Origin of the sequence: Halorientalis persicus (assembly GCF_900110215.1) — an archaeon.
In the GTDB taxonomy this organism is placed as follows: Archaea; Halobacteriota; Halobacteria; order Halobacteriales; family Haloarculaceae; genus Halorientalis; species Halorientalis persica.
On record NZ_FOCX01000040.1, the window covers coordinates 1 to 25,723 of the forward strand.

At 65.0% G+C, this 25,723-nt stretch carries 23 protein-coding genes and 2 pseudogenes; 8 read left to right on the top strand and 17 right to left on the bottom strand.

Annotated features, from left to right (window positions below; all coding sequences use genetic code 11):
• The 6 genes and pseudogenes from BMX17_RS22080 to wecB form a co-directional block, all read right to left on the bottom strand.
• A pseudogene (locus BMX17_RS22080) lies at positions 1-841 on the bottom strand (hypothetical protein); the annotation flags it as partial.
• Between the two features lie 87 nt (positions 842-928).
• Complete coding sequence (locus BMX17_RS22085) at positions 929-2,008, bottom strand: glycosyltransferase family 2 protein (protein ID WP_092664128.1); 1,080 nt, start codon at positions 2,006-2,008, stop codon at positions 929-931.
• 40 nt (positions 2,009-2,048) lie between these two features.
• A complete protein-coding gene (locus BMX17_RS22090; protein ID WP_092664130.1) occupies positions 2,049-3,089 on the bottom strand; it encodes a DUF1616 domain-containing protein in 1,041 nt (346 codons plus the stop codon).
• On the bottom strand, positions 3,086-5,038 hold the full coding sequence (locus BMX17_RS22095; protein WP_139203656.1) for a glycosyltransferase family 39 protein: 1,953 nt from the start codon (positions 5,036-5,038) through the stop codon (positions 3,086-3,088). The genes BMX17_RS22090 and BMX17_RS22095 overlap by 4 nt, the downstream gene beginning before the upstream one ends.
• 115 nt (positions 5,039-5,153) lie before the next feature.
• Positions 5,154-6,107 carry a polysaccharide deacetylase family protein gene (locus BMX17_RS22100; RefSeq protein ID WP_342027708.1) on the bottom strand — a complete coding sequence of 318 codons (954 nt, stop codon included), beginning with the start codon at positions 6,105-6,107 and terminating at the stop codon, positions 5,154-5,156.
• A gap of 4 nt (positions 6,108-6,111) precedes the next feature.
• Positions 6,112-7,206, bottom strand: coding sequence for a non-hydrolyzing UDP-N-acetylglucosamine 2-epimerase (gene wecB / locus BMX17_RS22105; protein ID WP_092664134.1), 1,095 nt, complete (start codon positions 7,204-7,206; stop codon positions 6,112-6,114).
• A gap of 308 nt (positions 7,207-7,514) precedes the next feature.
• Here wecB and BMX17_RS22110 point away from each other — a divergent pair, with 308 nt between their 5' ends.
• Positions 7,515-8,780 carry a YyaL domain-containing protein gene (locus BMX17_RS22110; protein WP_092664136.1) on the top strand — a complete coding sequence of 422 codons (1,266 nt, stop codon included), beginning with the start codon at positions 7,515-7,517 and terminating at the stop codon, positions 8,778-8,780.
• A gap of 81 nt (positions 8,781-8,861) precedes the next feature.
• Positions 8,862-9,899, top strand: a complete 1,038-nt coding sequence (locus tag BMX17_RS22115; protein WP_092664138.1) for a lipid II:glycine glycyltransferase FemX — start codon at positions 8,862-8,864, stop codon at positions 9,897-9,899.
• A gap of 265 nt (positions 9,900-10,164) precedes the next feature.
• Here the strand turns inward: BMX17_RS22115 and BMX17_RS22120 are convergent, their stop codons facing one another.
• The 7 genes and pseudogenes from BMX17_RS22120 to BMX17_RS22145 form a co-directional block, all read right to left on the bottom strand.
• Positions 10,165-10,728: a DUF7970 domain-containing protein gene (locus BMX17_RS22120; RefSeq protein WP_092664140.1), complete on the bottom strand. Its 564-nt coding sequence runs from the start codon at positions 10,726-10,728 to the stop codon at positions 10,165-10,167.
• A complete protein-coding gene (locus BMX17_RS22125; RefSeq protein WP_092664142.1) occupies positions 10,725-11,606 on the bottom strand; it encodes a ParA family protein in 882 nt (293 codons plus the stop codon). The genes BMX17_RS22120 and BMX17_RS22125 overlap by 4 nt, the downstream gene beginning before the upstream one ends.
• A 258-nt stretch (positions 11,607-11,864) precedes the next feature.
• Positions 11,865-13,115, bottom strand: a complete 1,251-nt coding sequence (locus BMX17_RS22130; protein WP_092664144.1) for a tyrosine-type recombinase/integrase — start codon at positions 13,113-13,115, stop codon at positions 11,865-11,867.
• A 383-nt stretch (positions 13,116-13,498) separates the two neighbouring features.
• Positions 13,499-13,909 (bottom strand): annotated as a pseudogene (locus BMX17_RS22135) (transposase); the annotation flags it as partial.
• 43 nt (positions 13,910-13,952) lie between these two features.
• Complete coding sequence (locus tag BMX17_RS22140; RefSeq protein ID WP_092664146.1) at positions 13,953-14,996, bottom strand: sulfite exporter TauE/SafE family protein; 1,044 nt, start codon at positions 14,994-14,996, stop codon at positions 13,953-13,955.
• 2 nt (positions 14,997-14,998) lie between these two features.
• Complete coding sequence (locus tag BMX17_RS26475) at positions 14,999-15,148, bottom strand: DUF7512 family protein (protein ID WP_170845521.1); 150 nt, start codon at positions 15,146-15,148, stop codon at positions 14,999-15,001.
• A 21-nt stretch (positions 15,149-15,169) separates the two neighbouring features.
• Entirely contained in the window at positions 15,170-16,345 is a 1,176-nt protein-coding gene (locus tag BMX17_RS22145; protein WP_092664160.1) for an MBL fold metallo-hydrolase, read from the bottom strand.
• Positions 16,346-16,575: 230 nt separating this feature from the next.
• On the opposite strand from BMX17_RS22145, the gene BMX17_RS22150 reads away from it, so the two are divergent.
• The 6 genes from BMX17_RS22150 to cydB all read left to right on the top strand — a co-directional run bounded on the left by BMX17_RS22150 (position 16,576) and on the right by cydB (position 23,353).
• A complete protein-coding gene (locus tag BMX17_RS22150) occupies positions 16,576-17,664 on the top strand; it encodes a rhodanese-like domain-containing protein (protein ID WP_092664148.1) in 1,089 nt (362 codons plus the stop codon).
• 292 nt (positions 17,665-17,956) lie between these two features.
• Complete coding sequence (locus tag BMX17_RS22155) at positions 17,957-19,117, top strand: NAD(P)/FAD-dependent oxidoreductase (RefSeq protein WP_092664149.1); 1,161 nt, start codon at positions 17,957-17,959, stop codon at positions 19,115-19,117.
• A 2-nt stretch (positions 19,118-19,119) separates the two neighbouring features.
• Positions 19,120-19,956, top strand: a complete 837-nt coding sequence (locus BMX17_RS22160; protein ID WP_092664150.1) for a DUF1641 domain-containing protein — start codon at positions 19,120-19,122, stop codon at positions 19,954-19,956.
• 220 nt (positions 19,957-20,176) lie between these two features.
• Complete coding sequence (locus BMX17_RS22165; protein WP_092664152.1) at positions 20,177-20,866, top strand: peroxiredoxin; 690 nt, start codon at positions 20,177-20,179, stop codon at positions 20,864-20,866.
• An 80-nt stretch (positions 20,867-20,946) separates the two neighbouring features.
• The gene (locus BMX17_RS22170) at positions 20,947-22,347 is read left to right on the top strand and encodes a cytochrome ubiquinol oxidase subunit I (RefSeq protein ID WP_092664154.1); all 1,401 of its coding nucleotides are present in this window, start codon (positions 20,947-20,949) and stop codon (positions 22,345-22,347) included.
• On the top strand, positions 22,340-23,353 hold the full coding sequence (gene cydB, locus BMX17_RS22175) for a cytochrome d ubiquinol oxidase subunit II (RefSeq protein ID WP_092664156.1): 1,014 nt from the start codon (positions 22,340-22,342) through the stop codon (positions 23,351-23,353). The genes BMX17_RS22170 and cydB overlap by 8 nt, the downstream gene beginning before the upstream one ends.
• Positions 23,354-23,359: 6 nt before the next feature.
• Here cydB and BMX17_RS25485 read toward each other — a convergent pair whose 3' ends face one another.
• The 4 genes from BMX17_RS25485 to BMX17_RS22190 form a co-directional block, all read right to left on the bottom strand.
• The gene (locus BMX17_RS25485; RefSeq protein ID WP_139203657.1) at positions 23,360-23,557 is read right to left on the bottom strand and encodes a DUF8073 family membrane protein; all 198 of its coding nucleotides are present in this window, start codon (positions 23,555-23,557) and stop codon (positions 23,360-23,362) included.
• 134 nt (positions 23,558-23,691) lie between these two features.
• On the bottom strand, positions 23,692-23,904 hold the full coding sequence (locus BMX17_RS22180) for a hypothetical protein (protein ID WP_092664158.1): 213 nt from the start codon (positions 23,902-23,904) through the stop codon (positions 23,692-23,694).
• Positions 23,905-24,061: 157 nt separating this feature from the next.
• Positions 24,062-24,835 (bottom strand): ZIP family metal transporter, encoded by a 774-nt coding sequence (locus tag BMX17_RS22185; RefSeq protein WP_092664162.1) that lies wholly within the window; start codon positions 24,833-24,835, stop codon positions 24,062-24,064.
• Between the two features lie 570 nt (positions 24,836-25,405).
• The coding region (locus BMX17_RS22190) for a transposase (RefSeq protein ID WP_139203463.1) at positions 25,406-25,723 on the bottom strand (318 nt) is incomplete at its 5' end.

Below are 25,723 nucleotides of genomic sequence, written 5' to 3' on the forward strand. Positions count from 1 at the left end.
TCTCGAACCGGCAGTTCTCGACGGTCACGGCGGCCTCGTCGCTCGCGTCCCAGCCGCGAGCGCCGACCACCACGTCGCCGTGACTGCTGTCGGCCAGGTCGCAGTCGATGGCCCGTGTGTGCTCGAACCGGCCGATGAATCCACGGTGGCCGCCGACGGCGACGCAGTTACGGGCGAACGAACCCGCCGTGCCCAGTCGGAAGTGTGCGGCCAGACAGTCCGCGGCGTAGGAGTTGGTAATCTCGACTACACCCCCGCCGCCCTCGGGGAGCGGATACTCGTCGGTGTCGGGATAGCCCGGCGTGCTGGCGTAGATAGCGTTGTCGGGCATATCCTGAATGTTCGTCCGGTCGATGCGCAATCGGCCGGCGTGAGCGCGATAGACGTAGATGCCGGTAACGCCGGGATAGGTGTCGTCCGGTGCGCCGTCGGCGAAGTAGAAGTTCTCGATCCGGGCCGCACTTCCCCGATCGACCGACGCCCGGAACGGTTCGGCCTTCTTGTGTCGGTCCCAGATGCCCTCGATCCCGACGTTGCGAACGACCCAGTCGCTCCCGGTCGCCTCGATGTCGAAGGTCGCCCCCTCGGCGCTGATGTCGATCAGCACGTTCTCGAACCGTTCACCGGAACCGATCCGAACCGAGAACTGCGTCTCCGGATCGACGACGACGGACCGGTAGGGTTGACTGCTATCGGTCGCGGCATTCGACACCGTGTCAGCGGTGGTCCGGCCGTCACCGGTCGCGCCACGACCGGAGCCGCGTGAGCCACAGCCGCCGAGACCGACCGCTGCGACCACAGCGGTACCCTCGAGGAATCGGCGTCTGGATCGCTCGTCCATTGTCGGATAGTCGTGCGGGGAATAGTTAGTTCGTTGGTACGCGGCGCGGATCGATCGGGTCCGTCGATTCCGGCGGCGTCGCTCGGCTCACGAGGGAGCTTTGGGGTGGGTGGGTGGTGCCGTCGCGACGACAGTCACGGTGTCGAGCGGAAAGGACTCGGGCGAGCGACGGCCGCCGAGCAGGCCGCGGGCGATCCCGAGCCAGGCGACGACGTACCTGAGCCAGCGCTCGCGCGCACCCGAGACACCTTCCCATGCGGCGTCGACGACGAACATGAGTGCGGTCGCGACCGTCCAGGCGGCGGACGCCGGAAGCGCGACCAGTGCCGACACCACCCCGAGCGAACACCATCCCAGAAACGCCATCAAGTCCCACTTGCGGACCGCCAGTTTCGCCAGCGTCGTCGGCGATCGCAGGTGCTTGCGGGCGGTCTGTCCGATCCCGGTGAAATAATCGTTCTGCCAGCGGCGTCTGACCTCCGAGACGCCGGTCGGTCGTGCGTGCTCAGCGACGACGGCGGGGAGCCGCACCCGCTCGTAGCCGGCCGCACCGGCGCGCAACCCGAGATCGACGTCCTCGTAGCCCCGCAGGAAGGGATCGAAGCCACCGATCTTGTCGAGAACGGTGGCGTCGTACAACATCACTCCGTGGGGTGCCTGGATCGGCCGCGGTGTCGTCGCCCCACACGCGTTCAGGTGGCCGTCGACGGCCGCCACACGGTCTTCTGCGACCAGTGCCATCGCATCGGTGAGCCACCCCCTGGTGAGCTCCGTGTCGCCGTCGACGAAGAGGATCTTCTCGCCGCGGGCGGCCAGTCCACCAACGTATCGCCCGGCCCCAGGCGTCGTGTACGCGTCGTCGTCGATCCGGAGGATCGTGATGGGGTACTCGCGGGCGATCACCACGGTCTCGTCCGTCGAGTTCGAGTCGACCAGCACCACCTCGGTGGAGTCGACTGGCCGACACGCCCGGAGGACCGAATCGAGACAGTCGGCCACGTGGTCGGCCTCGTTCAGCGTCGGGATCACGACCGAGAGCGACGGTCGCGTCGCCGGGTCGTCGGGCCGACGGTCGAGGACAGCGGGAAGTGAGTGGGGCCGGTCGTCCGGGGGCGCCGTGTCTTGCTCGGCCGTCCCGGCCGAGTTGTCGTCGTCAGCCAGTGTCATCGGTCCTCGGTGCCGACACGGACCACTGCGCACCCGATAGTTATGCGTCGTCTTCGCCAGCGGTGGCGGGATCGTCGGGTGGTGACTCCGGCCGCTCCGCGCCCGGCGCCACGTCGACCTGGATCGCCAGCCGTCGATACGCCGACGCTCTGGACGGGTTCCCCGGCGCGTCCCCGCGGTAGAGCAGGACGGCGAGCGTCCGATTTCGGCCGGCCCGGCGCGGCGTGACTGTGACCGTCGGGGCCGCAGTCGCGTTCGGCTGGACCACGACCGCGCGGCGGGCCAGTTCCGTGGGCTCGGCGTCGATTCGGTCGTCGGGGGGAGACAGGAGGGCCACGATCGTGTACTCCCGGGCGCGGGACCCCTGCTGGCGGATCCGCAGGTTGTAGGTCTGACCGCCCTCGACGGTGAGGTCGGTCGGGTAGCCCGCGGCAACCGGGTCGGTCCCGTTCTCGCCGACCAGATAGAATTCGCTCCGAGGATCCGTGTCCCCGCCTTCGGTGGCGATCACGCCGCTGCCGACGAGCAACAGCACGGCGACGGCGACGGCGATCAGGGTTACGACGGTGTACGGTCCGGTCGGGGGATCCGGCGACTCGCGGTCGGCGTCGCCGGTCGTCCGCCGCTGTGTCACCGTCGCCCCGATCGGCGTCCGGACCAGCGCGACCGCGGCCGCAGCGACCGTCAGGGCCGCAACACCCACCAGGACACCCACAGTCGTCAGCCCGACGGAGACCGTCACTCCGAGCGCGACACCCCCGACGAGCGAAACCGAGACTGCGACGGCCAGCACGGACCGGGCGGCGGTCCCGAGGCCGGCCCGGCCGCGACGTGAAAGCACCGATCCGGGGGCCGATCCGCCCTCGTCTGCCGGTCGCTCCCTGGGGAACAGCGCCGCCAGAGCGGCGTAGCCGGGCGTCAGCAGGAAGATCGGCAGTGCGAGCGGGACACGGACCAGCGGCGGGAGCCCGTCCCCGACTGCGAGGACGGCGGCCGCTGCGACCGTGTAGCCGGCGGCGACCAGCACCGCGGTTCGGCGGGAGCAGGTAGAGCCGTGGGCGTGATTCCTGTCCAGTGTCATCGTCGGTCGACGGGTGGCCGGCAGTAGCGCACGGCCCCGATGGTGTAGACGGTGTCTTTGGCTGGCTGGCAGACGGAGTCAGCGGGGACCCTGACGTTGACCGCCGCGCCGTCAGCCATCACGGCGGCCGCGCCGGTCGACTGGTAGCGGCGGTACACCACGTAGTCGCTGGCGATCGTCCCGTCCTCGCCGACCGACAGCCGTGCCGTGTACCGGTCCTGCCAGCGAGTGAACAGCGCGCGGTAGGGCAGGTCGGTCGACAGCGGTGCGTCCGCAGGATGGATCTCGGTGATCGTCCGCGCGGCGGTCAGCTCGGACGCGGTGTAGGCGTACCGGGGATAGGACTCGTCGAACACGGGGTCCTCCGGTGTGGCCTTGTGTTCGACCAGCATCGCGCCCGGAAAGACCAGGGCGAAGGCAACCACGCCCGCCAGCACGGCGCGGCGGGGGAGCGCCCCAGCTAGAAACCGGACGCCGAAGGCGGCGACGACGGCCATCGGGACGTACATGAACGCGTACCAGCGGGCCGGGACGAGCGTGTTGAGGCCAAACAGCGGCATCCCGAGGGTCGCGACGAGCATCAGCCCGATTCCGAAGACGAACGCCACGGGGAGTGGCTCCAGTCGGTCGCGCCGGAGCAGGGTGAACGCGCCGACCAGCGTCACGAGCAAGAGGAGGAGAAAGCCAAGCGAGTCGATCACGGAGACGTGGGGCGGGACCGAGACCAGCGAACCCGGGATCGGCCCGCTGGCCGTCGCCGTGGCGCTCTCGAGACGGAGGAAGCCCGCCGAACGCGCCAGCGTCCGCCGGAAGACGTCGAGCATGGTCGTCAGGAACGAGCCGTCACCGTAGGGCGTCACCGACCAGTTGACGACGGTGATCGTCGACAGGACGGCGAACAATCCGAGGAAGTTTACGGACCGATCCGTCCGGTCGGATCGGGGTAGTGTGGCGTCCGCCCGGTCGGTCACCCACCACCAGCCCTGGACGAGCGCGCCGGCCCCGAGGAAGACGAGCGTGATGAACGTCGAGATCTGGTGAGTCACCACGACGGCGAGGCCGAACCAGAACACGAGCGCGTACGCCGGTCCCCGGCGGTGGGTCTCGCGAGCTGTGACGATCCCGTAGAGGACGGCCGCGAAGAAGACCAGCCCCAGACTCGTCGGGATGATGTGAACCCCCCAGCGGACGACGTGGTCGGCGACGCCGTAGATCGCGACCGCGAACAGGGCCCACCGGGCCGCGAGCAAGCGGCGGGCCGTGACGTAGAGCAGTGCGATCGAGAGTGGCATCACGAGCCCAAGCGTGAGATACAGCGCGGTCCGCAGCGACGTACCGAACGTGTCGGCCGCGACGACGACGAACAGGTGGTACAGCGGTGCAGCGACGTACTTCACGTCCGCCATCCCGTCGAGGCCGCCCGTCGTCCGAATCGAACTGGCGTAGGTCGTGATGTGTGTCCAGGAGTCGATCCCGACGAGTCCCGGCGTCGTCAGTAGCGCGGTCCAGCGGACGATCACGGCGGCGACGAGCAGTTGCGCGACGACCAGCCCCGGCCGCAGATCCGCCTCGGCGGCGAGAAACACCTGGCCGAACACGAGCGCGTAACAGAGCGCCGCGACGGCGTAGAACGGCACTGTCCGACCGCCGGTCGCGGTCCCGACGAACACCATCGCGGCGAGACCGACGAGCGTCCCCGCCCGCAGACAGTGCGTCCCGAACGAGGAGAGTCGCCACGCTTCGGCCGGCACAGCGGCGCGCTCGGTCCGGGTGGCGACGAGGTACAGTCCGCTGGCCCCGCCCAGAACCAGCGGCACGGTCTCGACGAGAATCTGTGACGAGAGGTACCGGAGCGGGAACAGGAGGACTGCGACCGACAGCCCGAGGAGCGCCCCGGCGATGTCCAGTCGCCACTCCCGTCGCCTGACGTTCCACACTGGCCCACTCATCGGTCACCGATGGCCTGTCGGACACTGCACCGCCGTCGTTCGCGTCTTCCCGACCGGGGCGACCCATCGCTGCCGACTGCGCATCCATAGCATGATCGACGGATCGGCTCCGTCGTCACTTTGTTATAGATCGGTTACCAGTTCGATCGATACCGCTCCCTCGATGGTTGCGGTTCGTGGCATCTTCTCTCGCCGACCCGTCGAGGAACGTCCGGTAGCAGTCCCGCGGTGGTCCAACCCACGCTCCCATCTCCAGCGCCTCCTCGATCAGCCGGCGGTAGAGCCGGCGGTAGCCGGGGAACTCGCGGGGATCGAACAGCCGCGGGTGAAAGAGTGTGGTCATCACGGCGTCTCCGTCGGCGGCGGCGTCGAGCAGGGACCGACAGGCCGCCCACGCGGCGTCGAACCGCTCGCCTGGATCGGGGAGGGTCTGTTCCATCAGCGTCAGCGGGAAGACGACGAAGTCGTCGTCGAACGGACGGAGGACGCCGTCGCCATGCAGGAAACCGTACGCTTCGGTCGAGCCGAGGCTGGTGTCGTAGGCGAGTCCGAGATCCCGGTAGTGACGCCACGTCTCGGGGTCGTCGAACCGGAGGTAGTGCTGGCGACCGCCCGTGATCTCGTGGCCGAGCACCGACTCGATACGGGCTTTCTCCTCGGCCAGGCGCTCGCGGTCGCGGGCGGTGTGGTAGGAGCCGTGGAGGCCGACCTCCCAGCCGCCGTCGTCGAGCTGGCGGACGATCCGTTCGATGGCCGGGTCGCGCACGTCGTACCGACCGACGGTCTGTAAGAGCGCCTGGGGATCGGCCAGGTCCGACCGCGGTCGATCGCGGAGGGGTTGTTCGTTCAGGAAGTAGAAGGCTGACCGAACCCCGAGGTCGGCCTCGAGCGTCATGAGCTCCTCGAACTGCCAGTAGGGGTTCCGGCCCGGCAGGAGGTCGCGCAGGTGTCGTGGGTCCCGATCGGCGAGGGCGTAGAACACGGCGTGAACCGGCGTCTTGTACGGGCGATCCACGTCGTGGGTGAGACAGAGTGCGAACGGGTAGTCGGTGTCGGAGATCGCGGTCACGTCGTCACCCCCGGACCGCGTCCTCGACGGGCGCAGTGCCGACCGCTCGTTCGAGTGTGCGGGCGATGCGCCCGGCCGCGTTCCCGTCACCGTAGGGCTGTGGCTTCTCCGAGACCGCGAATCGACGGTCGAGGTTCCGGCGGATCGCGTCGGCATCGGCACCGACCAGCACGTTCCAGCCCGCCTCGACCGTCTCGACCCACTCGGTCTCCTCGCGCATGGTGACACAGGGCGTGTCGAGATAGAAGGCCTCTTTCTGGACGCCGCCGGAGTCGGTGGCGACGCGCTCGGCCCCGTCGAGCAGGCGGACGAAATCCAGATAGCCCACTGGGTCGACGAAGTGCAGCGAGTCGGGGAGGTCCGCGATCCGTCCGGTGGCTGTCAGCGCCGCTCGGGTCCGGGGGTGAACCGGGAGCACGACCGGCTGTGGCGCGTCGGCCAGTCCCTCGACGATGGCAGCCAATCGGTCTTCGTTCTCGGTGTTCGCGGCGCGGTGGACCGTCGCGACGACGTACTCCCCGTCTTCGTGTCCCAGCCGGTCGAGCACTCGCGAGTGCTCGCGAGCACGATCACGGACAGCGAGCAGGGCGTCGTACGTCACGTCGCCGACCTCGTGGACGCCTTCGGTGATCCCCTCCCCGGCGAGGGTCTCGACGGCACGCTCGGACGGGGCAAAGAGCAGGTCCGAGCAGTGATCGGTCAGTACGCGGTTGGTCTCCTCGGGCATCGCCCGGTTGTAGCTCCGGAGGCCCGCCTCGACGTGGACGACTTGCACGTCCCGTTTCGCGCCGACCAGCGCCCCCGCGAGCGTGGAGTTAGTGTCGCCGTAGACGAGCAGTACGTCTGGCGACTCCCGGGTCACGACGCCGGCGAGTTTCTCGATCATCTCGGCGGTCTGTGTCGCGTGTGTCCCCGAGCCCACACCGAGGTTCTCGTCCGGTTCGGGGATCGGGAGTTCCTCGAAGAACACGTCACTGAGTTCGCGGTCGTAGTGCTGGCCGGTGTGGACGAGGACGCGGTCGTGGCCCCCGAGCGCTTCCGAGACCGGGAAGGCCTTCACGAACTGCGGTCGTGCGCCGACCACCGAGCAGATCTTCATCGTGGACCTCCGCGACCGTCCTCATCGGTTCGGGCGTCGCCAGCCGTTCCCGCACGTCGCCGTCTCGATTGCCGTGTTGACAACATCGTGTCGTGACCGCGGCTTTCGTCTGCCCGGTCTTTGTTATGACTTCGGTGCAGTACCGGGCGCGTCCCACAGATACTGTCTAACACCGGAAGCGAGGCCGGAGAGCGAGTCAGGATAGTTGCGGCGTGGTTGCAGGCCGTAGGCGAGCTATAACAAACTTCGCTGGCCACGACGTGTTGACACGTTCTCCCGGGACCGGTGGCGGGAGGAGGGCAGTGAGTATGACACAGATCGAGTCCGAACGAGCGAGGACGGAACCGGCGACGAGTGGGATCACCGAGACCGACCGAACAGTGTTGCGGTGGTTCGACCGCACGCTCACGTACGCACGAGAGCGCTCCTATCGCGGGTGGGACTACGGCGACGGCATGAGCAGTCGGCTGTTACAGGCGCTCCCGGTCGAGAACAGGTGGGTGAACCTGGCGGTTCAGGAGACGATCAAGCGCGCGCCGGTGAACGTCAGGCCCCTGTTTTTGGTCGAACAGCGCCGCAACTACAAGGGGACGGCGCTGTTCGTGATGGCCAACCTGACGGCCGCCCGCCTCCGGGACGACGAGGCCCTCGACTTCGGGGAGACCGCGGCCGTCGACTACCGCGGAGAGGCCCGCCGGTTGGCCGACTGGCTCGTCGACGAACGCCGAAAGGGATACAGCGGGTTCTGTGGCGGTCACAACCACCCGATCCAGTTTCTGGACGGGCAGGGCGAGCCCGAGGACCCAGACGCGGTGTCGACCGCCTACGCGGTGAAGGCGCTCCTGCGAGCGCGAACGCTCGACGAGTCCTACGCCGAGCTCGCCCGGACGGCCGTGGATTTCCTGATCGACGATCTCGACTACCGCCCTGCCGAGGACGGACGCGGTGCGGTTATCGATTACCACCTGAACCACTCGGGCGATCACTACACGATCAACGCCGGGGCACTGTGTGCACGCACGTTCCTCGATATCTACGACGCCTTCGGCGACGAGGAGTGCAAGCGCCGAGCGACGGACCTGCTCGATCACATCGCCGACCTCCAGACCCCGCGTGGCGGCTGGTACTACCGCGACCCACCGTCGGCCTCGCACCTCTCGATGGACAGCCACCACAACGGGTTCGTAATCGAGTGTTTCCAGCGCTACCGGGCGGTGACCGGCTCGGATCGGTACGACGGGACGCTGACCGATGCGCTCTCGTTCTACCGTCGGGAACTGTTCGAACCCACTGGTGCGCCGAACTTCGACGAAGCGAACGCCTACCCCCGAGACATCCACGCGAGTACCCAGGGGGCGCTCGTGTTCACGTACGCCGGCGATCACGAGTTCGCACGGCGGATTCTGGCGTGGGTGTTCGAGCACCTCCACGCCGGCGACGGGGCCTTCTACTTCCGGAGCGAGCGCTTTTTCACCCGTCGCGTCACGCTGATGCGGTGGTGTCAGGCGTGGATGGCCTACGCGATGGCCGAATACCTCGACGCGCGAGGGATGGCATCGGATACTGACCCGTAACCGTACCATAACAAAACGGCCCGTAACAGAAGGTAGCGCCACGGTGCGACACGGAACTGGCAGGCACGTGGATCACAAAGTATGAGCGTCGAAGTACGGGAAGCAACACAGTCGGATCTGGAGCAATGGAACAGCTACGTCGACCAATCACCGTGGGCGGGGCTCTTTCACCGCGACGAGGCGCTGGCCACACTCGCTCGTCACACGGGGTGCAGTCTCACCCGTCTGGTGGGTTTCAAGGGCCAGGAACCGGTCGGGATCTTCCCGGTCTTCGAACTCCGGAAGGGGCCGGTGACTGCGGTGGTGTCGCCGCCGCCCGACGTGCGGGTGCCGTACCTGGGCCCCGCTCCGCTGAACGTCGGGAAGCTGAAACAGCGCAAGGCCGAGCGCCGCCACCGCCGGTTCGTCGTGGGGGCGCTCGACTGGATCGACGACCGACTCGACCCGCAGTACACGCACCTCCGACTCCACCGGGGATACCCGGACCTGCGACCGCTGACGTGGGAAGCGTTCGACACCGATCCCGCCTATACCTACCTCGTCGACCTCTCGGTCGGGCGGGACGCCCTGCTCGATTCGTTCAGTCGCGACGCGCGAACCAACGTCCGTGACGGCCAGGACGACGAGCGCATCGTGATCCGGGAAGGCGGCCGCGCCAACATTCCATTCATCCTCGAACGGGTCAGGGAACGCTACCGCGCGCAAGGCGTCGACTTCCGCCTGCCGACCGCACTCGTCACGGATCTGTACGACGATCTGCCCGAGGGCGCGATCCGGCCGTACGTCTGTCGCGTCGACGAGCGGCCGGTCGGTGGAATCCTTGCCCTGGAGCACGGCGAAACCGTCTCCCGATGGCAGGGGGGTGTCAAGACCGACACCGAGGCAGCCGTCAACGACCTCCTCGACTGGCAGGTGATGACCGACGGCATCGATCGTGGGTGTGCGACCTACGACCTCGTCGGCGCGAACAACCGGCGCATCAACGAGTACAAGGCGAAGTTCAACCCGGAACTTCAGCCGTTCTACAGCGTCGAGCGCGGGTCGACCGTGGTGACGCTCGCGACCCGACTCTACGACCAGCTCCGGTCTGCGTCCGGGACGATTACGCCCGCGAAATGAGATGGAAGGGAGTCTTTGAGCTACCCACCGCTAAAGCGGTGGGATTCAGCGTGGATCCCGGTCGTGGTCCCGACTTATCCACGGACTGGCAGTCGGTTCGTCCGCCGGCTCGGGACTGGGGCGCTACCGGACGCCGCCGACCTCGTCGATACCGAGACCGATCTGGACTACGTGTGGCTCGTCGACGCCGTCGAGCGGATCGTCGACAGACCCGAATCCGCGGTGGCGACCTCCCGGACCGACGAGCAGGTCGGGAGTGCGGTCCCTAGAGGTCGTAGCCCCAGCTTCGGAGGATCTCCTCGGCGTCGTCCAGATGGGCCATCCCGGCGAGGTAAATCGCTTCGCGCGCGTCCGTCCGGGAGAGGTCCACGCCGAGACGGTCTTCGAGCGCCCGTTCGGCGTCGACGGCGCGGTCGTGGGTCTCCCGCTGGACGAACAGCTGGTGGACCTCCGGCCGCTCGTCTTTGACCCGATCACGGCGCAACACGAGCGGGAGTTCGTCGCGACTGAAGCCTTCGCCGCCCGCGCCGGTGGGCTCGTCCTCGCCGTCAGCTCCGGCCGCATCCGCTGGCTCCGCCCTATCCGTTCGGTTCTCGTCCGTGCTCCCTCGCTCACGGTTCGCTCCGCTCTCCGTTCGCGAGTTCGCGGATTCACCCTGTTCGTCCCCGTTCACGGGTCTTTTCTCCCCGTCGGCTGATTCCGCAGACTCGCTTCGCTCGTCCTCGCTATCCGCACGCTCACGGTTCGCTCCGCTCTCCGTTCGCGATTCCGAGGACTCACTACGTTCGTCCTCGCTATCCCCGAACGGATCCGACGCACCGGACTTCATGCGACGACCTCCCGTTCGTCCTCGCGGAGATCACCGGCGGTGAGCTCTACGTCGAACTGCGCCGCGACGAACCGCGCCAGTTCGTCGAACGCGGCCAGTGTCTCCCGCTCACGGTCGGGGCGGTCGTTCGTCGCGACGTAGTCGAAGGCCGTGGTCTGGGCGTCCCAGGCTCCGTTGAGCATCGCCTCGCGGACCGGAATCTGGACCGGCGACACCGGATAGGACACCTTCGAGAGGGCCGCCTCGTACTTGTCGCGCATCCGCGTCCGCCGCACCTTGTTCGGGACGACCGCGACGACACCCACCTCGGTGTCTACGTCCGCCTCCAGGTTCGAGACGGTGTCTTCGAGCCCGCGCAGCGACTGCTCGCCCTTCGGAGACAGCTCCAGCGGGATCACGACGTTTGCAGTGGCGGAGACGGCGTTGTAGACGTGCTGGCCGCCGGTCGCGGGGGGATCGACGATCACCACGTCGTAGGTCTCGGGCACATCGGCGTCCCGGAGCACGCGACGCAACTGCAACTCCTTGACGAACCGACCGCCCATGTCCTGTTCCATCTCCTGGGCGCGCTGGAGGTTCGTCTCCAGACTGTCGAGCATATTGTGGCTCGGCACGACGTCGAGCCCGTGGCTGGTCGTCCGGATCAGGTCTGCGAACTCGCCGTTGGGCCGGTCGATCAGGTGCCGAACGATGTTGTCCACGTCCGGATCGGCGCGCTCCTCATCGACACCGAGGTGGTGGCTCGCGCCGCCGTTCTGGGGATCGAGGTCGATCAACAGCGTTCGCTGGCCGTGACGCTGATGGGCTGCGGCCAGATTGACCGCCAGCGCTGTCTTCCCGACCCCGCCAGCCTCGCTCCACAGCGCGTACGAGATCATATGATATACTGAACAGACCAACCCATCATAAATATTCGTCAGACGTACTGAGCAGACTGAGTAGTAACACTGTGTAGTAATACTGATCAGTATTACTGACCAAGAATACTGATTAGTACTACTACTCAAGTTGACTGACCAACAACACCGATCAGCAGTATCGCCCAGAAACAGCGTCAGCGGGAACGGCTGATCGTTTCGGACAACAGTTCCGGTCCGGATTACTGAGCAGTCGTCCCGGTACGTTCGGGAAGCCCACTACAGGTACTCGTCGAACACCGACGCGAGTTTCTGGCTCACGAGGTCGGCCATGGCGTCCGCACGCGCCTCCCGGCGGGAGCGTTCGTCGAGGTAGTTCCGCTCCGATACGGACGGATCGCTCGACCCCTGTGCGTCGGCGACGGCCGCCGTATCAGCCGTGATCGACGGTCGCTGGGCCCTGTAGAGACGGTACCAGGTTCGCCGCCCCATCTTCGGTTTCGGTGGACCGCCATCGACGGTTACGCCGGCCCGTTCGCCGAGGTCTCGAAGCCAGCGACGGGCGGTCTGGGTCGTGATCGGCCCGCCCTCGGGCGATGGGAGCAGATACCCCGACCAGTCGTCGGACATCAGGCGGTCGATCCGCGCCCGCACGGCATCGACGCCGACGAGGATCGCCACCGTGTTGCGCGTCCGTCGGGCGTTCTTCCGTTCGCCAGCTTCGAAGCTGACGTATGGCGTATCGTCCTCAGGCGGGTCGAGGGCGAGCTGATCGATGTGGAGCTGGCAGGCTTCGACGGGGCGGAGCCCCCAGCCGGCCAGCAGGAGCAACAGGAACCGCTCGTCAGCGTCCGCGTGCGAGAGCAACGCGTCCAGATCGGCTGTCGACAGCGCCGGATGGTCGTACACCGGGCGGCGATCCCAGCCGAACCGCCTGGTGAGGTTCCGCGCGGGATTGTACGTGGCCCGGCCCGTCTCTTCGAGGTAGGTGTACCAGTTTTGGACCGCCGAGACGTACTTTCGTTTCGAAGCGAGTGTCCCGAGCCGATTGTCGAGCACCCGAAAGACGGCTTTCGTCCGGGCAATCTCGTCCGGCTTTGCGGTCTCGTCCAGCAACGGCGAGAGAAGATCCTCGCGGTCGTGGATGTCGCTGTAGGCTCGTACGTACGTTCGCAGGCGCGCGCGACGCGAGTCGACGGTCGACTCGGCCCGGTCGCGATCACGGGCCAGTTCGGTGACGTACCCATCGAGCGCGGCGGTCGTCGGTTCGTGCGACAGTTTCCACGGGTTCGCTTCGCTCCCGTCCGGCGGGAGACCGACCTCCGCGTAGAAATCGCCGGGTGAGAGGTCGTAATCGCGGCGCAGTCGCTCGACGAATCCCGAGTAGTTCGACTTCAACCAGGCGTAGGGCGGCGTCTCGCTCGCAGGATCGACCGATAGATCGTCGTCGGTCGCCATCGCGGGAGCGATCTCCTCGCGATAGAACGAGTCGAACTCCGCCAGTGTCTCGAAGGCGGCGTAACTCGTCATCGCTGACTCGCACTGTCCGCGTGGTCAGCTGTACCGGTCGATCTCACTACCGTCACCGATTATGTCGAGTTGGTTAATTTTTGTGGTGTATTGGTGTCCAACTCAGACAACGAGACAACACACTCTTGGAGGGTGTAATTTCACTCAGAGTGTAAATTGAATGTCGCTATACGTTTTGCGTAGGCCGAAAAGTCCACAGTTTCGGAGGATGGAGTTATTCGGGCCAATATCCGCTCGGCATAACCAATAGTCGACGTTCTATGAGGCAGAGTTGAAATAAATTGAGGCGAGTACGGCCCAGATGTCAAGAAAAACCGTCATCGAACCGGGGCCAGAACAGCGTCGCCACTCACGACTGGGCAGACACGTTGTAGATCATCAACTCAGTCTGCTGGAACCAGCCCTGCACAGACTCGCTCTACGCACTCCCCAGCTGTTAGCACCGGCGCGTAGTCCATCTCCCCGTCAACGCTTGCCTTCAGCAGAAAGTCCGTGAGTCGCCAGATATTGTACAGTAGCACTGCGAACACGAAATAGAATAGTCGAACGCGGTAGTCTTTCGAGGATGTTTTCGCGAGGAAGTCATGCTTGATCGACTTGTACTCGTTCTCGATCTGCCAGCGTCGACTGTACCGCCGACAGAACGTTTCGGCCTCGTCTGGACCAACTCTGAGATTTGTCGCAAAAACAGCTGTGCCATCTCCTTTCGTCGATGGCACGTACAGGAAGCGCATCGGATGGGAGCCCGATTCAACGTCGACGACTGCTGATTCCACGGCTACCTCGTGGTTGTCGTGGGCCATCGTCTCGATCACAGCGGAAAGAGGTGCCCCGCGGTTAGTCTGCAGTTGCGTTCGTCGTGGGACGCGCTTCGTCGCGAAGTTCGCGGACGGCGCTGTAGGAGACGGCTCCGCTGACCAGGAGCGCCGCGCCGAGGATGATCGCGAGGCTCACCGTGTCGAGGACCGGCATCTGGATCGCGTTGCCGACCTCGCGAATGGCGACGGCGACGGCACCCAGCAGGAGCATGACGCCGAAGTAGACCTTGATGTCTTCCTCCTCGACCAGACTCGTCGCGGCCGCGCCGAGGCGCGCGCCGAGCGCGCTCCCGGCCAGCAACGGCACGACGATGCTCAGGTCGACCGCGCCGGACTGGGCGTAGAGGAACGACCCGATCCCGCCCGAGAAGACGATCTCGAACAGGTCGGTCCCGACCGCGACCGGCACCGGCACGCCGATCAGGTAGAACAGCGCGGGCATCCGGATGAACCCGCCGCCCACGCCCAGGAATCCCGACAACAGGCCCGTGGCGAATGCGACGGCCAGAATCATCCACAGCGAGACGGTGAATCCGCCCCGCAGTGACATCATGGGCGGGATGCGGTAGGACTGGATCTTCTGGGCGATGTCGGGGATGTCGGCGTCCTCGACGTCGGCGTCCTCGTCGACGTCGTGTTCGAGGCCGCCGCTGTCGTCGTCGCCACCTTTCAGCGCTTCACGGGTGACGAATGCACCGATACCACCGAGCAGGAGGACGTAGGCGACGCTGACGACCGAGCCGGCCAGCCCGATGTGCTGGAGGTACTCCAGGCCGATCTTGCCGACCTCGATCCCCGCAGTGGTGCCGGCGATCATCAACACGCCGAGTTTGTAGTCGACCTGCCCGAGGTCACGGTGTTTCAGCGTCGCGATCACCGACGTCCCGAAGACGAACGCCAGGCCGGACCCGACCGCCACGTTGGGTTCGTAGCCCATCACCAAGAGCGCCGGCGTCACCAGGAACGACCCACCCATCCCAAAGAACCCGAACAAGATCCCGATCAGCAGGCCGAACCCGGTGAACGTTCCGAGGAGGACGACACTTATACCGAACAGTTCCATCGTCATTCACCTCGCAGCAGGCCAACGACATACTCACCGAACGCCTGTTCGAGCGCACCGTATCCAACGTAGAGGACGATCGCCTCGATCAACACGATGCCGATGAAGGCGGCTGCCTGCGCGTTTCCGGACAGGGAGTCGAGTCCAAACATGATGGGTGGGTGAGAATATTTTCAGTCGTCAGCGACGGCGCTCTCGGATGTGGCGGCACACCGGTTCGGGCCGAGTTCGAGTTCGGTCTCCTCGTCTTCGTCTTCGGGCTGGTACTCACCGGCGTTGGTCGCGATGACCTGTTCGTAGTTCGGCGGCTTCGACGGGAGGTTGTCGAACATATGCTCGACGAACTCGTCTTCGGCCATCCGGAGGATTTCGTTGTTCTCCCAGATGTAGCCGACAGTCGAGAACATCGGTTGCCCGGGCGTCACGTCGATGTACTCCCCGTCGTCGGTGACTGAGAAGTGCCCGGGCAAGATCTTCACGTCGTTGGACTCGGTCATGATGACCTTGTGGAGCGTCTCGTACTGGACGCGCGCGCCGTCGCGGGCGTCCTGATCGGCGAACTGGAGTTCCGTGCGGCCGATGGACTCGACGAAGAGGGTGTCGCCGGTGAGCAGTGCTTCGTCGTCGACGAGGTACGAGGTCATGCCCGTGGTGTGGCCGGGCGTGTGGACCGCCTTGATCTCTACGTCCCCGAGTTCGACGACGTCGTTGGGCTCGATGGGGTAGAACTCGAAGTCGGGGTCGCGCGTCTCCGCGGGCTGTCCGAGGTGGTATGGCACGCCGAGTCGGTCGGCGAGTTCCCGCCCTTTAGAGATGTGATCGGCGTGGATGTGGGTGTCTAAGACGCGAGTGACTTTCAGCCCGTACTCGCTGGCGGCGTCGAGGAACTCGTCGGTTGCGCGGGTCACATCGACGAGCGCAGCCTCGCCAGCACTTTTCGAGCCGACAACATATCCCAGACAGCCCTTCGAGCGGCGCTGGAGTTGCAGGACGACGAGGTCGTCGTTGCTGGTGGCGATCGGCACGGTGTCGTACACCAGGCTCCAAGCTTCCATGCCACCCTCGACGGTCTTGACGTCGTGAGCGTGGCCCTCGCGTTCGAGGAACTCGGCGAAACTGCTCGCGGAGTTTCCGGTCGCACAAATGGTGATGACCGTGTCGCCCGCGTCCAGTTCGTCAGCGTCGAACTCGCCGACGACCCCGCCGTCGTCGCCAGAGAACTCGACATTCTCGGCCCCGGCGATGTGCCAGTCCGCGAAACTGTCCGGCGACCGGGTATCGTAGAGGACAAAGTCCTCGTCGGCGTCGATCATGTCGCGCAACTGTTCTGCCTTGATTGTCTCGACCATCGTCACCGTATTGTACCGGTAGCCCACGTAAAACGGTTCGAGCGGGGAGGAAAATTGCTAGTAGAATATGGCGCATCGACCGAGACTCGAGAGTTGCCGAAATAACTTCCGGTACTCAAAACGGTTGTCACGGTATGAGGGCCCACATCTGGTCGGCCGAACGTGACACTGACGCCGACGGTACCAGTAACGTCTTTAGGCCAAACCCGCTAGAGAGTCTTGCAAGGACAATGCAAACTTCAGACGTCGAGGAGGCCCTATTAGACCTCCCGCCGAGTTCAAAGTTCATCTACAAGACGCTGTCGCGGGAAGGGTCGATGACGCTGAAACAGATCACTGAGGAGACGCTACTCTGCTCGCGGACCGCCCGATACGGCCTCACGAAACTCGAAGATGAGGGGCTGATCGAAGAGGCTCCGGCCCTCCACGACGGACGCCAGACCTGTTACAGCATCAGCCACCGGTCGCTCGGACAGGACCGTACCGGCTATCCAGAACAGGTCCTCGTACGGCCGGACAGCGCCTACGAGCGACTCGACGAGTTCAAGCGAGACGATCCGAGCTTCCGACTCGTTGAGGTCTCGACCGAGTACGACGAGGGGCACATCCCGGGCGCAGTCGAACTCGACCCGCGAGCGGACTTCTCCGACGCCGGCACGCGGACGATTCCGGACGCCAACCGACTCGAAACGCTACTGGGTGAGCGAGGCATCACACCGGACAGCACGGTCGTCCTCTACAGCGACGAATTCAACGAGTTCGCCGCGTTCGTCTACTGGACGCTGAAGTACTACCGGCACCGGGACGTCCGTCTGCTCAACGGCGGGAAGTATTACTGGACGGAGAACGGCTTTCCGACGACCGGATCGACACAGTCGGTGACGCACGTCGAGTATGACGCCCAGCCCCCGAACGAACACGTCCGGGCCTACCGCCAGGACGTACAGGACGCCCTCTCGGAGGACGTCGCAATCGTCGACGTCCGGGCACACGAGGAGTACTGCGGCGACGTGGACGCCCCCGCGCGCGCCAGCGGCCACATACCGCGGACGGTCAACATCGAGTGGGAGAGTGTCGTTCGGGAGTGTGGCCGGTTCGAACACCCACGGGCATTGGAACGACCGTTCGCCGAGGCGGACATCGACGAGGATGACGACATTATTGTCTACTGTAACGTCGGTGAGCGTTCGGCGCTAGTGTGGTTCGCGCTCTCGGAACTGCTCGGGTACCCGAACGTGACGAACTACGACGGCTCCTGGACCGAGTGGGGCAACCTTGTCGACGTCCCCATCGAGACCTGTGATGTTGAGGAGGAGTGAGCGACCTACAGCACCAGACAACTGTCGACCGTGGCTAGACCGCCTTTCTTGACGGAGAGTAAGTCATCCCAAGTACTCGTCGCCTCCCGCACGTCCGCGGGTGTTTTCTACCGTTTCAGTCGTCTTTAGACGCTAACGGGGCGATTCCCGACGGGTCGACCACCGGGAGAGTGGGCCGACCGTCGCCATCTAGCAGTAACTTTTTCCGCGGATTCGCGCTCGCGTCGCAGTCCCGAACATTGTCTCGGCTACCTCAGCGTTCAGGTGTCACACCACACAACACAGACTGTCTATGGATCACATAGTCGTACTCGGTGCCGGCGTCGGCGGTACGATGACCGCCAATATGCTTCGCCGCCGCCTGGATCGCACCGAGGCCGATATCACCGTCGTCGACAAGAGTACAGACCACGCGTATCAGCCGTCGTTCTACCTGCTTCCGTTCGGGTACATGGAGCCCGAGGACCAGTTCCGGGACGTACGCGGCCTACTCCATAGCGGCGTCGAGTTCGCCCACGACAAGGTCACCGGCGTCGACCCCGAGGAAAAGACCGTCGCGCTCGGGGACGGCACCCTCTCCTACGATTACCTCGTCGTCGCACTAGGCCACCGACTCGCGCCCGAGACGACCCCCGGTATGCTGGAAGGGTGGGAGGAGACCGATGCCGTCTACCCCTTCTACCACTTCGAGGCCGCGATGGGGCTGCGCGAGGCCCTCGAGGACTTTGAGGAAGGGACCTTCGTCGTCTCAGTCCCCGACACGTCGATCAAGTGTGGGGGCGCGCCGCTGAAGATGACTATGCTCGCCGAGGACTACTTTCGGCGTCAGGGCGTCCGCGACGACGTCGAGGTCGTCATGACCAAGGGCAGCGATGCCGTCTTCGGCGTCTCGCCCTACCGCGAAAAACTCGAGGAAATCTGGGCGAAGCGGGACATCCACGCCAACCTCGGGTTCGAGGTCGAGGAGATCGACCACGAGGCACAGGTCATCCACTCGACGGACGGCGACACACAGGCGTACGACCTGTACGCGCCCGTCCCGCCCCAGTACGGACAGGAGGCACTGACCGAGAACTCGCCGCTGACGGACGGTGAGTACGTCACCGTCGACGAACACACCCTCCAGCACACCGAGTACCCGGACGTGTTCGCGCTCGGTGATGGGGCCGACACGCCAAACGCCAAGACGGCGGCCGCCGCGCGCAAACAGTCCCACGTCGTCCTCGACAACCTCACGGCCCACATGGATGACGAGCGCCAGACCGCCGAGTACGAGGGGTACGCGGCCTGTCCCTTGCTGACAAAGAAGGGCAAGGCGATGGTCGCGGAGTTCGACTACGAGGAGAGCATCTCCGCGCCCATCGAGAGCCGGGTGAACTGGATCATGGACGTCAACGTCCTGCCCAGTTTCTACTGGGACACCTGGCTGCGCGGCTACGACCCACTTCCGTAACCATGGCGAGTGACCACCAATCCGCCGACACGACCGTTTCGTTCGACGACGAGTCGGATCTGGCCAGCGCCATCGACGAGAACGAGGCGGAACTCGCGGAGTTGCTCCGACAGCTCGCGGTCGCCGAGGAACTCGCCGCCGACCTGGCTCCGGAACTCCGCGAGAGCGTCCGGGAGAACCGCGAGCCGATCCGGGAGCTCCGCATGGCCGTCGAACGCGAGGAGGCGTTGGTCCTCCTTCAGCGGGTCGGCCAGGAGGCGGACACGCTCGTCGAACTGCTCGACGTGCTGGCGGCCTCGAAGGACCTCGCCGACGATCTCGTGCCGGAGCTGCGAGTCGCCATCCACGAGAACCGCGATGTCGTCGAAGGGCTCCGGATGGCCGTCGAACGCGAGGAGACGCTCGTATTGGTCGAACGCATCGGCGACAATGCCGACACGCTCGCGGAGTTGCTCGACCTGCTCGACGCGACCCACGACCTCGCCATGGACCTTGCGCCGGAAGTGCGCGACGTGGCCCGGGACAACCGGAACGTCATCCGCGACCTCCGGATGGCGGCCGCGGGCTTTGCGGACGCCCACACCGAGAACGACGTCGAGATGTACGAACTCGGCCGGAACGCGGGCAATATGATCGCGCTCGTCCAGACGTTGGGCGACCCACAGGTCACCGACGCCATCGACGCCACGGTTGAGGGTCTCGCAACGGATGATCCCAAACCCGTGGGATTCTTTGGCCTCTTTCGGGCGCTGTTCGACGCCGATGTCAGGCGCGCGCTCGGCCGCCTGCTCGCCGCTGCCCGGGGCCTCGGGAGCTTTCAGGAAGACACCGAGGACTGAGACGGTACAGAGTGGTCCGGTCGCGCGGATTCGCGTGATCGGACGCGAAACGACGTACTGCGACTCGTCTGTGCCGACGACGGATCCACACCACGGTCAGTGGTCCGCCGCCAGAAGTACCGGAAATTATGTTTTGTTTCTTCTGATATCAGTTTTAGATGGGAGAAATATAGTTTGTAGAGTGCGAGCTTAGTATGACGGCGACCAATCAAACGATAGGATGTCACAGCCAGAGACTGCCACGAACGACGCGCTGACCGAGACACCGGGCATTGGCGACCAGTTCCCGGAGATGACGGTCGAGACGAGCATGGGCGAACGGACGTTGCCCGACGACTACGAGGGGCAGTGGCTCGTACTGTTCAGCCACCCGGGCGACTTCACGCCCGTCTGTACCTCGGAGTTCGTTGCCTTCGAGCAGCGCCGCGAAGCGTTCGAGGAACGTCAGACGGAGCTGCTCGGGCTCTCAATCGACCGCGTCCACTCACACATCAAGTGGACGGAGTGGATTCAGGAGAACCTCGACGTCGACATCCAGTTCCCAATCATCGCCGACGACCAGGGGACGGTCGCCGAACGGCTCGGTATGCTCCACCCTGGGGCAGGGACCGCGACCGTTCGCACCGTCTTCATCGTCGATCCGGAGGGAACGATCCGGCTGCGCCTGACCTACCCGATGGAAATCGGCCGCAACATCGACGAGATTCTCCGGTCGCTGCGTGCGCTACAGAAGAGCGACGCCGCCGGCGTCGCCGCCCCGGCCGACTGGCCGGAAAACGAAACGTTCGGCGACCGCGTCCTCCTGTCGCCGCCCGGGACCGAAGCGGACGCACGGACCCGGAAAGAGCAGGCTGCCGACCGCGAGGACACCGAGTACTACGACTGGTGGTTCGTGACGCGCGAGCAGTGACGCGCCAGCGGACCGCGTCGGCACGCTGACACACGCCCGCCGTCGAACGGCCTCCGAACCCACAACCCTCAATCTCACCCATGATCGACCCAGTCATCGCCAGCAGACTCCAGTTTGCGGTGACGACGATAGTCCACATCATCTTCCCGGTGATGAGCATGGGGCTCGCGCCCTTCCTCGTCTATTTCACCTGGAAGGAGATACGGACGGAGGAACAGGTGTACGAACAGCTCCGGGCCTTCTGGACAAAGATTTTCGCCATCAGCTTCGTCGTCGGCACTGTGACGGGGATCGTACTGGAGTTCGAGTTCGGGACGAACTTCGCGGCGTTCTCGACGGCGGCAGGCGAGCTGTTCGGCGGTCCACTCGCCATTGAGGGGATGATGGCGTTCATGCTCGAGGCGACGTTTCTGGGCATCTTCGTGTTCGGTCGGGACGAGGTTGGCGACCTGCTGTATATGCTGTCTTCCATCTTCGTTGGCCTCGGAACGTGGCTGTCGGCGGTCTGGATCCTGATCGCCAACTCTTGGATGCAGACGCCCCGGGGCTTCGAGGTCGCACGAGAGAGCGGGCAGCCAGTCATCTCGCTGGTCGATCCGATCGCGGCTTACGCCAACCCCCGGTTCCCATGGATGTACGTTCATATGCAGAGCGCGGCCGTGCTGTCGGTCGCGCTATTCATTACCGGCGTGGCAGCCTACTACGTCTGGACAAACCGTGATACACAGTTCTGGCGTAAGACGATGAAAGCGGGGCTGGCAGTACTGTTCGTCACTGCCCCCTTCCAGGCGATCCACGGCGACGCGTACGGTCGCCACGTCGCCGAGACACAGCCCCAGAAGTTCGCCGCCATGGAGGCCCAGTACGACACTCACTCCTCGGTCGGTCTGAAGGTACTCGCGTTCCCGACGAGTCTGGAGGACATCACCGACCCCCACGCCGAGGATCTGTTCATTGTCGAGATACCGTTCGTCGCGTCGCTGCTCGCCAGCGGCGGCGACCCAGGCGCGGAGATCACCGGGCTGAACGACATCCCTGCCGAGAGTCCGCCGGTCGCCATCGTGTTCTGGGCCTTCCGAGCGATGGTCGGCCTGGGGATGTGGTTCATTTTGCTGGCGTTCTGGGGCGGGTACCGCTGGTTCCGGGGCGAACTGTTCGAGGACGATATGCTGGCGAAGGCCCTAGTCGGGTCGTCGGTGCTGGGGATCGTCACCGTCGAGCTGGGCTGGATCGTCACGGAGGTCGGTCGCCAGCCGTGGGTCATCCAGGGCGTGATGAAAACCCACGCCGGCGTCTCGCCGGGACTAACCGGCGCTGAGGCCCTCGCCACGCTCGCCGGCTTCGTCGGCGTCTACAGCGCCTTACTCGTCCTCTACTGGTACGTCGTCGTCAGGCTCATTCGGGAGGAGGCCCCGACGCGACCACCGACCCTCGAACGCGACACGCCCGGTGCTGAGGAGGTCGTCCCGAACGATGACTGATCTGGTCGTCGCGACGACGTTCGGCCTGGCCGACGGGCCGCTCTTTGGTCTCCCGTTGGACCGGCTCTGGTTCGGGCTCGTCTTCGCCGTCTTCGGGACCTTCCTTTTCCTTGATGGGTTCGACTTCGGCGTGGGCGCGCTGTTCGCAACGCGGGATGACGAACACGAGCGCGAGCAACTGCTCGCGGCTATCGGCCCGTTCTGGGACGGCAACGAGGTGTGGCTGGTCGTCTTCGGCGGGATGCTGTTCGCGGTCTTTCCGGCGGTATACGCGGACCTGTTCAGCCGCCACTACCTGCTGATGTTCGCCATCCTCGGGGCGCTCATCCTGCGGGGTCTCGCCCCAGAGATGTACGAACAGCGCCACGACGACGCCTGGCAGCGCCGCTGGGGGCAGGCCTTCGTCGTTGGGAGCATCACTGCGCCGTTCTTCCTGGGCGTGTTCGCCGGGAACTGGCTGTTCGGCGTCGCGGGCGTCGCGTCGCCCGCCAGCGTGCTCGTCGGCCTCGCCGTCGTCGCACTCACCGTCGTCGACGGTGCCGCCTACCTCGGACTGAAAACGCGCGGCGACGTTCGACTCGAGACCCGGCCGCTTGGCCACCTGGCACAGCTCGCCTACCTGGTCCTGGCGGTCGCCGCGCTGGTCGTCGGCAGTCGCTCGGCGTCTCACGTCACGCTCCTCTCGCTGCCGACCCTGGGGCTGGTGGGACTGACGATCCTCCTGGCCGGCGTCCACGTCCTCGCCGGTCGGGCCGACCGGCACTACCTCGCGTTCGCGGCGGTCGCGGCCCAAGTGTACGGCCTCGTGGCGCTCGTCGCGACGCTGCTGTACCCACAGATCGACCCCGCGACCGGCCTCACCGTCGAGGCGGCGATCGTGTCGACGCTCCCGCTGAATCTCTCGACGATCGGCGCGGGGTTGCTCTTGCCACTCGTCGTGTCTTACTTCGTCGTGCTGTACTCGGCGTTCAGCGGGCCCGTCGAAGACGAGGAGTCCTACGCGTAGGTCGCCCTACGCGTTGTGCCACTTCCGGTAGAACCCGAGGCTGAAAAGTAACAAGACCAGACCGATCCCCAGATCGCGGAAGAAAGGGCCCAGATCGCCGGTGCGCAGTAGCTGGAGCAGGCCGACGCCGATCAGAAAGGAGATGACGACGCCCGAGAGGAGCAGCATCCACGTCGCCACGTCAGCAGACGCGTTCTCAGGCACAGACAGACACCTCCGGACCGCGGCGGCGAGCGGTACCGTCGCTCCCGAGTTCCCATTGGGAGCAAACTGTCGCCCGCGTATCGTCTCGCTTGAACATAGGTATCCAACGGGACAGACGCTGAGAAACGTGTCGATCAGTGCGTCGCAGCTTCGGGCGAGAGGCCGATGCCGGTCAGCAACACGCCGGCAGCGACAAGCAGCCCCAGTCCGAGTGCCGTGACGACATCGCCGAGGCTGAGCATCCAGACCGCTGCGGTCAGGCTCACGAGGACGAGTAGCGCCCCAGCCACGAACAGGGGCGTGTCGATCCGGTCGAACGTGTCTGTCGATTTAATACGTTGACTCACAAGCTACAGTACGCGTCGTCGACCCAAAAGGGGTCGCCAGCGTGCGATTATTGACCGTTGTAGCCGCACCTTCGAAGATACCGGAAATAATTTCGAGGTCGGGGCATTCCGGCGGTGTCGGCACGTTCCGTCGTACTGGCGGGCTACTTCGGCAGGGTCACACTACCAGCGACCAGGCCAGGACGACCGCCGCGCCCCCGAGGACGGCGCTCAGGGCGGCGTGTCGGCGGAGTCGGTCCTGGAACTGGTGGAGGTCGCCGTCGTGGGCCGCGGCGTCGACCGGGCACGTCTCACTGCCGGTGGTACACTCTGGCAGTAGATCGACGGCGACGTGGAGGAACACGCCGGCCGCGACGCCAAACAGGAGCCCGCGAAGTTCGCTCCCCGGCGAGAAGCCGACGATACCGACGGGCAATGCTACGAGGCCGACCGCCGCCGCCGGCAACAGAAGTGGAAAGACGGACCGGCCACGGTCGGTAAGACGGCGAGCCGCCGCGTACCCCGCTGGTGCCTTGTGGGAAATCAGAGCGATTCCGAGAATCGAGGTGAGCGACGGCATCGTCGTGTAGATCGCGCCGATGATGGCACCGGCCGAGAGCGCGTGGACCGTCAACTCCGTCGCTGTGTGGTCGACGGGGAGGTCCAGGTGCGTGAACCGGTGGCCGATTGTGTGGCCGACGTACCCGCCAAGGAAGCCGACCGCGATGCCTAGACTACCGAGGCGACCGTGCTGGCCGAGCGCCTGGGGCACCAGAAAGAGTGCGGCGCTTGTCACCATCGCACCACTGGCGAGGCCGTACCCCCAGACCGGTTCTAGGGGATGGCTGCTGCGCACCGCCCGCGCCCCGAGCGGTACACCCACCGCCATCGCCGCGAACGCCGTCCACGAGATGGCTACCAGTTTCCAGTTGACGCCCGTAACCATCGCCACTGCCGACAGGATGACGAGCGCCACCACGCCGACCGCGCCGACGATCCACTCCCGATCGTTCACTGTTCGGTTCCCCACGCTCGAGTGTCGAGTGTTCTCTGACATTATTGTGTTTTAATAACTATATTGTATTAGTTAATAAGGTTTCCGGGTATTACCCTGAACCGGGAACGGATCGCTGATAGCCCCGAACGACGATCGCGAAAGAGTGTCAGCCAGGGCCGGTTCGACGGGACAGTTACGTCAGCGGTTGAACAGTCATGCGCAGTAGGAAACTGCCGCGTCAGTGTATGAAGAACACTGTCTGGTCGAACCAGATTTGCGGAGTTGGCAAATCGCCAGTCCACGTTTCTTTTATAATTGAGCCAGGCGTATTATCGTCGAGCCCATCAGTCGGTCTTGGTAACGGTTATCAACGCAGTTGGAACAATAATCGCGATCGTCAATATCGCCTCGCTAATGACTGCGAAGGGAGCAACCGTGTTCACGGGGTATCTTAATAGACTGACCGCTACCCAGTCAACGACACCCAAAATAATTGTACGCTCTTGTGAAGCACGTTGTTGATTTTTAGAGGACGGCGTCGAGAGCATATTTGAGTGCTTCGTCACCTGGTTTTCTGTAGAGTTCGCGGCGGAGCTGAAAGGCTTTGAGATACGGCGTTAGCTTGTCTTTTGACACTCCTCGGTGGGGCGAGAGCCACCGTCGCGTCAGCGACGCGTGGCTCTCGCAGGTGTTGACGTGGATGTCGCCGTCAGCGTATTCTCCGTCACTGTGGACGACGTATTTGCGGGTGAAAGCGTCGTCTTCTTCGAGCGGATCGTAGGCCCGAAATCCGTCCGTATAGACGGTCAGCGACTCCTTGTTGTGGTCCGCAAGCAGGAGTCG

Excerpts from the sequence above, each read along its gene's own strand:
- BMX17_RS22110 (WP_092664136.1), top strand. The coding sequence starts at position 7,515 with ATGACACAGATCGAGTCCGAACGAGCGAGGACGGAACCGGCGACGAGT.
- BMX17_RS22150 (WP_092664148.1), top strand. The coding sequence starts at position 16,576 with ATGCAAACTTCAGACGTCGAGGAGGCCCTATTAGACCTCCCGCCGAGT.
- BMX17_RS22140 (WP_092664146.1), bottom strand. The coding sequence starts at position 14,996 with ATGGAACTGTTCGGTATAAGTGTCGTCCTCCTCGGAACGTTCACCGGG.
- BMX17_RS22120 (WP_092664140.1), bottom strand. The coding sequence starts at position 10,728 with ATGAAGTCCGGTGCGTCGGATCCGTTCGGGGATAGCGAGGACGAACGT.
- BMX17_RS22160 (WP_092664150.1), top strand. The coding sequence starts at position 19,120 with ATGGCGAGTGACCACCAATCCGCCGACACGACCGTTTCGTTCGACGAC.
- BMX17_RS22130 (WP_092664144.1), bottom strand. The coding sequence starts at position 13,115 with ATGACGAGTTACGCCGCCTTCGAGACACTGGCGGAGTTCGACTCGTTC.
- BMX17_RS22170 (WP_092664154.1), top strand. The coding sequence starts at position 20,947 with ATGATCGACCCAGTCATCGCCAGCAGACTCCAGTTTGCGGTGACGACG.
- wecB (WP_092664134.1), bottom strand. The coding sequence starts at position 7,206 with ATGAAGATCTGCTCGGTGGTCGGCGCACGACCGCAGTTCGTGAAGGCC.
- BMX17_RS22085 (WP_092664128.1), bottom strand. The coding sequence starts at position 2,008 with ATGACACTGGCTGACGACGACAACTCGGCCGGGACGGCCGAGCAAGAC.
- cydB (WP_092664156.1), top strand. The coding sequence starts at position 22,340 with ATGACTGATCTGGTCGTCGCGACGACGTTCGGCCTGGCCGACGGGCCG.
- BMX17_RS26475 (WP_170845521.1), bottom strand. The coding sequence starts at position 15,148 with ATGTTTGGACTCGACTCCCTGTCCGGAAACGCGCAGGCAGCCGCCTTC.
- BMX17_RS22125 (WP_092664142.1), bottom strand. The coding sequence starts at position 11,606 with ATGATCTCGTACGCGCTGTGGAGCGAGGCTGGCGGGGTCGGGAAGACA.
- BMX17_RS22155 (WP_092664149.1), top strand. The coding sequence starts at position 17,957 with ATGGATCACATAGTCGTACTCGGTGCCGGCGTCGGCGGTACGATGACC.
- BMX17_RS22090 (WP_092664130.1), bottom strand. The coding sequence starts at position 3,089 with ATGACACTGGACAGGAATCACGCCCACGGCTCTACCTGCTCCCGCCGA.
- BMX17_RS22165 (WP_092664152.1), top strand. The coding sequence starts at position 20,177 with ATGTCACAGCCAGAGACTGCCACGAACGACGCGCTGACCGAGACACCG.
- BMX17_RS22115 (WP_092664138.1), top strand. The coding sequence starts at position 8,862 with ATGAGCGTCGAAGTACGGGAAGCAACACAGTCGGATCTGGAGCAATGG.
- BMX17_RS22145 (WP_092664160.1), bottom strand. The coding sequence starts at position 16,345 with ATGGTCGAGACAATCAAGGCAGAACAGTTGCGCGACATGATCGACGCC.
- BMX17_RS22095 (WP_139203656.1), bottom strand. The coding sequence starts at position 5,038 with ATGAGTGGGCCAGTGTGGAACGTCAGGCGACGGGAGTGGCGACTGGAC.